Annotated in this window: 7 protein-coding genes; 3 read left to right on the forward strand and 4 right to left on the reverse strand. The window is 60.6% G+C overall.

Annotated features, from left to right (window positions below):
* Window positions 1-46: 46 nt before the first annotated feature.
* Window positions 47-658 (reverse strand): iron-sulfur cluster assembly scaffold protein, encoded by a 612-nt coding sequence (locus ACP5EL_RS01775; RefSeq protein ID WP_428400725.1) that lies wholly within the window; start codon window positions 656-658, stop codon window positions 47-49.
* Between the two features lie 2 nt (window positions 659-660).
* Window positions 661-2,820: an OB-fold nucleic acid binding domain-containing protein gene (locus tag ACP5EL_RS01780; RefSeq protein ID WP_428400726.1), complete on the reverse strand. Its 2,160-nt coding sequence runs from the start codon at window positions 2,818-2,820 to the stop codon at window positions 661-663.
* Window positions 2,821-2,901: 81 nt separating this feature from the next.
* On the opposite strand from ACP5EL_RS01780, the gene ACP5EL_RS01785 reads away from it, so the two are divergent.
* Window positions 2,902-3,438, forward strand: coding sequence for a tRNA (cytidine(56)-2'-O)-methyltransferase (locus ACP5EL_RS01785; protein WP_428400727.1), 537 nt, complete (start codon window positions 2,902-2,904; stop codon window positions 3,436-3,438).
* Window positions 3,428-4,582 (forward strand): ATP-grasp domain-containing protein, encoded by a 1,155-nt coding sequence (locus tag ACP5EL_RS01790; RefSeq protein WP_428400728.1) that lies wholly within the window; start codon window positions 3,428-3,430, stop codon window positions 4,580-4,582. The genes ACP5EL_RS01785 and ACP5EL_RS01790 overlap by 11 nt, the downstream gene beginning before the upstream one ends.
* Here the strand turns inward: ACP5EL_RS01790 and ACP5EL_RS01795 are convergent.
* Window positions 4,561-4,683 (reverse strand): hypothetical protein, encoded by a 123-nt coding sequence (locus ACP5EL_RS01795; protein WP_428400729.1) that lies wholly within the window; start codon window positions 4,681-4,683, stop codon window positions 4,561-4,563. The two genes, ACP5EL_RS01790 and ACP5EL_RS01795, sit on opposite strands and share 22 nt — an antisense overlap.
* Window positions 4,684-5,185: 502 nt before the next feature.
* The gene (locus tag ACP5EL_RS01800) at window positions 5,186-6,307 is read right to left on the reverse strand and encodes a carboxypeptidase-like regulatory domain-containing protein (RefSeq protein ID WP_428400730.1); all 1,122 of its coding nucleotides are present in this window, start codon (window positions 6,305-6,307) and stop codon (window positions 5,186-5,188) included.
* A gap of 453 nt (window positions 6,308-6,760) precedes the next feature.
* Between ACP5EL_RS01800 and ACP5EL_RS01805 the strand changes: the two genes are divergently transcribed.
* A partial coding sequence (locus ACP5EL_RS01805) for a hypothetical protein (protein WP_428400731.1) occupies window positions 6,761-6,984 on the forward strand: 224 nt, incomplete at its 3' end.

Genomic DNA, 6,984 nt, shown 5'->3' on the forward strand with positions numbered 1-6,984 from the left:
TGTGAGATAAAAATTGCGGGGCAGGCCGTTTGGAAGCTGCTCTACTTTACTCTATAGATACTTCCAGGTCCAGCCCCGAGAGGGCTGCTGCCACGTCCTCGGCCATGGTGGCCCTCGTCTCAGGGTCGAGCTCCTTTGAGAGGACGACCCTGACCCGTTTCCCCTCTACCTCGATCAGGTCTACCCTCTTTGCCGCCACGATGTTCAGCCCCTTGGCCGGATCGAGGACGCCGGTCATCATCCTCCTCACGAAGTCCTCGTCCACGGCCCTCTTCCCCTTTTTCGCCTCGTACTTCATTATCGCCGCCTTCAGGCCGGAGGTGGCGAGCTTTGCGCAGTGGACCTTCTGCTTTGGAAGCCCACCCAGCTCCTCCACCACGTCCTTGAAGTGAACGTTCTTCGCCTCCTCCAGGGTCTTGCCCTTGGCCAGCTCTGTGGTGACGCTGGTGCTGGCGATGTTGGCGGCGCATCCGAAGCTCTCGAACTTGATGTCATCGATCACCTCGGTATCGGGGTTGACCTTCATGTAGAGCTGGACCATATCGCCGCAGGCGGCGCTCCCCACCTTCGTCGTCACGTCCGCATCCTCGATCCTTCCCGGGTTTCTCGGGTTTCTGAAGTGGTCCAGGACCTTTTCGGTATATCCAAGGTTGCTCATGATCAGGCCTCAACTCTTCCTTCTGCCTTCGGCCTCGCTGGATGAACGGGATCGACGGGACAGGCCGCGATCTTCTCGACGAGCTTTGCCAGGACCTCTTTCCTCATCCCGCCTACGAACTTGATCGACCCCACCACCAGGTGGCCGCCGCCGTTGACGCCGCCGGCCTTGATCTCCTCCCGGAGCTCTCGAACCATCTTCGGTATGTTCATCCGGACGCCCCGGCTCCTGAGGACGGCGAAGTCGGGGCCGTAGCCGATGGTCACCACCGGCCTTCCATCGTACTTCTTGCAGAGGCGGTCGTGGACCTCGCCCGAGGTCTTCCCCGGCGGCGGGAAGGTGAACTTGTGGGCGTAGTTCTCGACGTCGAGGACGTTCATGACCGCGCCGTTGGGGAGGGTCTGGGTCTTGACGTGGGCGAAGGAGGCCCGGAGCTGCTCCTCGATCGCCTCGTTCGCCTGCTCGCAGAGGAGCTGGACGATCTTCCTGTGCCGATCGAGCCTTCCCAGGCAGAGAATGTCGTTGACCAGCCCCCTTCCGTCGTTGAACCGCAGCCAAAATGCCTCGTAGTCCAGGGCCAGGGCGATCTTCTTCAGCTCATCGATCCCGAACCGGTCCTCGACCAGGCGGATGTACCTCTCGGCCTCGGGAGCCTCGCTCCGATCGCCGACGGCCGAGACCGCCGGAAAGTGCTTGATCTTCTCCTCCACCTCGGGGTTGATCATCCTCGCGATCTCTGTTGCGATCATTCCGGTGGTGATCCCGAAGTCGCCTCCCTGGTGAGCGGGGTTTACGTGAGTGATGAGGAACTCGTCGACGGCCTCGTCGGGGTGGTGGTGGTCGACGACGAGCATCTCCAGGCCGTAGATCTGAGCCTGTCTCATGGCCGGGACGTCCTCCTCGGTGGAGCCGTTGTCCATCAGGACGATCAGCGGCATCTTCTGGTCGTGGCGGGACTGGTCCTCCAGGGCGTAGGTGAGGTCTTTCGTCACGTCCTCCAGCTCGTAGAAGGGGGCCTTCGAGGGCGCTCGCCGATAGTTGTAGTACTCGGTGTCGGATCCGCCCACCTCCCGGATCAGGGGGAGGATCGCGGTCTCGATCGCCACCGCCGCGCTCATACCGTCGGCGTCGGCGTGATGCCTCACCACGATCGGCTTCGACTTCAGGATCGCTCTCCGGATCTCTTTGGCGACCTCCCTCATCTTGGGCTGGAGCCTGGCGATGATCTCGCTCTCCACCAGGAGGGGCGGATCGCTCGGCTCCGACCTCTCGTCGATCGCCCTCTCGATCCTCTCCTTGACCACGGAGGCCTCACCGCCCCAGAGCTGTTTTATCGACCTCGCCTCGATCTGGATCTGGCCGTTCCTCACAGAGACGTCGCCGATGGCCCTCACGATCATCTCGGTGTCGATCTCGGGGTAGGCCCGTACCCCCGCCCGCTCGAAGGCTGCGCAGAAGACGAGGCCGCTCTCGTCCGCGATGGTGAAGATGGTGGGACCGCCGGTCTGCTTCACCTGGATCACCTCCCCCTCGACGGAGATCATCTTTCCGACGCAGCCTTGGAGCTGGTCGACTCTGGTCACGGGGAGATCCTTTCTCACCTCCAGGGTGTGGTGCTCGCCCACCTCGACGGGCTCGAGCTCGATGTTGCCGTTGGGGGCGACGTTTCTCACCCGGACGTAGATCTCCTCGCCGACCTCGGGGGTTCGCTTCAAAAACTTGTTGTGGGCAAGTCCCCGGACGTGATCGTTCAAGTCCACGAAGGCCCCGAAGTTGGCGATCCCCGATACCTTACCCTGGTAGGTATCTCCGATCACCAGGTCGTCGGTCTCGCAGGCCTTATCGAGGACGTGGACGACGGGCTTTTTTGCGCAGCTCGGACAGAGCTCGCTTCTGGTGGTGAGCTTGGCGCCGCAGATGGCGCAGAGGTAATCCCGGCCCAGGCCGCCGCACTCCGCGCAGGTCTCGGTGATGGGGATCTTCCCCTCGCCCTTGCAGACGGGACATTTCGTCGCCCCCTTGCTCACCAGGTCGTCGATCTCGCTGGCAGAGGCCTCGCCCAGGCTGACGGACTCGATCTTGCCGGTCCCCTTGCAGTTGGGACAGGTCCTCTCACCGGTCGTCAAATAGCCCTTGCCCCCGCATTTCTCGCACAGGTTCATCCTTGAGTTGAAGGCCGCCAAGGGATTTATCGGTTTTGGAGGGGACAAGAGGATAAATAGCATCTCGAACCTCTCCCGGCCATGCGAGTTGCTGTCTTGCGGCTCGGCCATCGGCCAGAGCGGGACAAGAGGATCACCACCCACGTGGGCCTGGTGGCCCGGGCCTTCGGGGCCGAGGAGATGCTTCTGGCCGGAAGGGACGAGAAGCTGGTGGCGGGCATCGAGGACGTCGCCGAGAGGTGGGGTGGCGACTTCCGGGTGAAGCAGGTCTCGAGCTGGAGGGCTGAGACGAGGCGGTGGAAGGATGACGGCGGCAGAATCGTCCACCTGACGATGTACGGGACGCCCCTCTCGAAGTCGATCGACGAGATCCGCAGATCCGGGGATCTGATGGTGGTGGTGGGGGCGGAGAAGGTCCCCCCCGAGATCTACGAGATCGCCGATTGGAACGTCGGGGTCGGAAACCAGCCCCATTCGGAGGTGGCGGCCCTCGCCGTCTTCCTCGACAGGCTCTGGGAAGGCGAGGTGCTGGAGAGGGGTTTCCGAGGAAAGATCGAGGTGGTCCCCAGTTCCCGGTTCAAGACCGTCATCGAACGACGGGGTGAGGATGAGGGCTGATCGAGTCCTGGTCGTCGGCCAGAGCGTCCGTCACATAGCCTGCTCTGCGGCCCGGGCCGGGCTCGTCGTCTTCGCCGCTGACTGCTACGGAGATCTCGACCTGGTGGAGTCGGTCTTCCAATCTCTTCTCCTCGACTGCGATCTCTCGGCCCCGGGCGCTCTCGCGCTCTCGGCGGAGAGGATGATCAGAGAGGTCCTCCACCGCTACACCGTCGACTATCTGGTCCTGGGGCCGGGGGTCGAGGAGATGAGGGTTGAGGGGGTTAGAGTCCTGAACAACCCGCCGGATAAGATCTCGCTGGTCTCCGATAAGCTCGAGCTGGCGCGCTGGCTCGAAGCCGAGGGCTTCGCCTCGGTTCCCGCCTGGCCCCTGGGCGAGGAGATGGAGGGGGTCGAGTTTCCGCTGATGGTCAAGCCTCGGAGGGGGGCGGGGGGGGTTGATAACAGGCTCGTCTCGGGCGGCGACGATCTCGCAGAGCTAAAGGGCGAGTTGATCGTCCAGGAGATGGTGGTGGGGATTCCCTCCAGCGTCTCGGTGATCGCCGACGGCGAGAGGGCTGTGGCGATCTCTGCCAACGAGCAGCTCATCGGGACTCCTTGGCTTGGAGGAAGCGGCTTTCGGTACTGCGGTAACATATCGCCCCTGGTGGCCAGGGACGACTCCGCGCTCTCCGAGATGATGAAGACCGCCGAGGAGATCGCCGTCGGGCTGAACCTCGTCGGATCCAACGGGATCGACTTTATCCTAACAGAATCGGGCCCCCTCGTCCTGGAGGTGAACCCGCGGTTTCAGGGAAGCCTCGACTCTGTGGAGATCTCATCGGGGATGAACCTCTTTCGAGCTCACCAGCTCTCTTTCGATGGACGCCTCCCGAGAAGGCCGAAGCCTCGCGGCTTTGGGGGGAGGGCGATCCTATTTGCAAAAGACGACCTAAAAATAGATGTGGACCTCAGGATCGCAACGAAGAAGGTTGCCGACGTCCCCAGGCCGGGTTCGTTCGCGAAGAAGGGCGAACCTGTAGCCTCGATCAAAAGCTTCGGAAAAGAAAGAGTGGGGGCCCTAGAGCTTCTCCGGCGTAGAAGCTCATTGATCTATGAGGCCCTTCGATGGCCCGCTGAGGCTCACCAGGACATGACCCGATAGAGCCAATGGGAGATCATGGTGATGAACTTCTCAAATCCGCTCCCCTTCTCCAGCTTCTCTCGATCCTTTTCGTCGTACTTCTTATCCTTCATCCAAGACATGATTTTTGGGTTGTCGATCTGGAGATATAATGATATCGGTCTCAATGATGTCGGCTCGCCTGAGTTCACAAGACCTCACCATGCCGAGATCATCTGGGAGGTTTAAGATGGTCGATTTAAGGATGGTCGGCGGCACCACTTCAGCGATAGCTTGACCAGTTTTGGCAAGGCGGTGACGAGACCATCGCGGCATCCTCGAAGAAAAGCTCGTTATCGAGGCCAATCCCGGCGGCAGGTGGAGGTCGCCCCGCAAGAAAAACCAAAATCTTTATGAGACATAAGAGTGGCTAAAAACCAAGTGATAAATATGGACATTGTAACCACTATCGCATACCTTCAGGCTCTGGTCGTGCTGGCGCTCTTCTTCGGAATTCTGGCGGCGGGGTTCAAGGTCTGGCGCTGGAACTACGCCTGACCCACCCAGAAGAGCTGCTAATAAACCCTTTACCCTTTTTGGCACCGCCGTCCACAGAACCCAGTCCTGGCCTTATCAGCTCTTGCCTCACCTTCCAGACCCTATAACTATCACCTTGTTCCCCCGGAGATCGAGGTTTGAGCCTTGACCTGAGCTTATCCGGACCGATGCTGTGCTGAACTTGTAGCCGCTGGCCTCTGCAGTTATCGAGTGCCATCCCGGGCTCAAGGAGACCCAAAAGCCGCCGTCCTCATCGGTCTCGACGGAGAAGAGGCCGTCGATCCGAACCCGCGCTCCGGGTATGGCCGAACCGCTCTTGTCCGTGATCCTTCCCGTCAGCCATCCATACTCGTCCTGATCAAAGGTCGAGGAGGAGGTCTGACCAGCGGGGTATCCCACCACCGTCCCCGCCGCCGAGACGGTCCCGGTCCAGACCCGGCCCGTAGACGAGGTGAAGGCGAACCCCTCGAGCTCTGCGGTCACTGAGTAGGTCCCTGAGGGCAGATCCATGCCGTAGTAGCCGAGGGCGTTGGTTATGGTGCTGAAGACGCCGCCCTCCGCGCCGGAGATCCTGACCCTGGCCCCGGAGATGCCGCTCCCATAATAATCGACCACTCTGCCCACCAGACCGTAGGTGGTCGGATATCCGGCGGAGCTCACCACCAAATCCACGCCGTTGCTCAAGCCGCTCGCGTTGAACTGATAATAATGGGACTGTAGTGTCTCAGCATATCGGTCAAGCCTGTACCATCCCGGGCTCACGAAGTCCGAGTAGATGACCCTGCTCCCCCTGTCGTAAAGGACGAAGGGGCCCCAGTTGGCGACGTAGAGCCAGAGGGAGTAGGGCGTGCCGAGGCCGACCTGTCCACTGGTGACCAGCATGCCCTCCGACTGCAGATAGAGCTGGTTTGCGCTCAGCACCTCGTCCCCGACCGAGAGGTCCCGATCCGGAGCGAAGGGGTCGGCGGAGACCAGCTGAGGCGAGTCGTAGCTCGCGGGAGAGTAGGGGTCCCAGCTGGCTCTTGGGGGAACGTACCCCGACTCCGAGCCCGGGCCGTAGGGGTCCCACTCGGGCCTATCGGCGGCGAAGGGGTTGGGCAGGTACTCCTGCTCGGCCCCGTCGTCGGCACCCAAAACAACCGGACAGAGGGCTGCGATGAGGACAAATCCAGATAATATACAAACTGTTGATCGGCTAATCAATCTCAAAGCTTCAACCTCCCCAGAGGAAAAACGGCCGCCAGCGACTTAAAGATTTCGGAGGGTGAAAGCCGCACCAAAAGCTCGGATCTCGGCATTCATCGCGACCTTTTCGCCCCTTCGCCAAAAAGTTTAAGTAAATTCAATATCAACCGAAAAGACTGAAGTTTCAGAATTATTCGAATGAATGAAAAGAAGGGCGGAGATCGAGAGAACAAGACAGGATGAGCACTCTGAGCACTCGATCGAGGACGACTCAGCGGGCATTAAAAAGATCATCCATCCATGAAAACGCTTAACTCAGAGCAGGTTTATCTGAGAATGCCGCAGATCGAAGCCTGTAAAAGGAGGCCGGTTCTGCGAGACCGACTGCTGAAGAGAGTTGGAATGTAGTAGAGAACTTATATATAGAACTGACAGATGGCCATTATATTAAAATCAATCTTAGGTTGGAGGAGAGTCATGAATTACCTTAGGTCTGGAGGACTGCTTTGCCTGCTCCTGGTCGCATCGGCGGCAGTTCTGCCAATGGGGGCGTTGGCACAAGATGCTCCATACGACCCGGGCCCCGGGGGGGTCCCGGACGGCGCCGACGTCGGAGAGACTGCGGCCGGTGAAGGGGGCGCCCCGCCGGATACGCTCGATGAGGATACAGTCGATGAAGGCGCGACCTCGGCGGAGATGGA

This window comes from Methanocrinis sp. (assembly GCF_049974945.1).
In the GTDB taxonomy this organism is placed as follows: domain Archaea; phylum Halobacteriota; class Methanosarcinia; order Methanotrichales; family Methanotrichaceae; genus Methanocrinis.

Bases quoted from the DNA above. Each gene is read 5' to 3' on its own strand.
- ACP5EL_RS01775 (WP_428400725.1), bottom strand. From the start codon at position 658: ATGAGCAACCTTGGATATACCGAAAAGGTCCTGGACCACTTCAGAAAC.
- ACP5EL_RS01780 (WP_428400726.1), bottom strand. From the start codon at position 2,820: ATGAACCTGTGCGAGAAATGCGGGGGCAAGGGCTATTTGACGACCGGT.
- ACP5EL_RS01785 (WP_428400727.1), top strand. From the start codon at position 2,902: ATGCGAGTTGCTGTCTTGCGGCTCGGCCATCGGCCAGAGCGGGACAAG.
- ACP5EL_RS01790 (WP_428400728.1), top strand. From the start codon at position 3,428: ATGAGGGCTGATCGAGTCCTGGTCGTCGGCCAGAGCGTCCGTCACATA.
- ACP5EL_RS01795 (WP_428400729.1), bottom strand. From the start codon at position 4,683: ATGTCTTGGATGAAGGATAAGAAGTACGACGAAAAGGATCGAGAGAAG.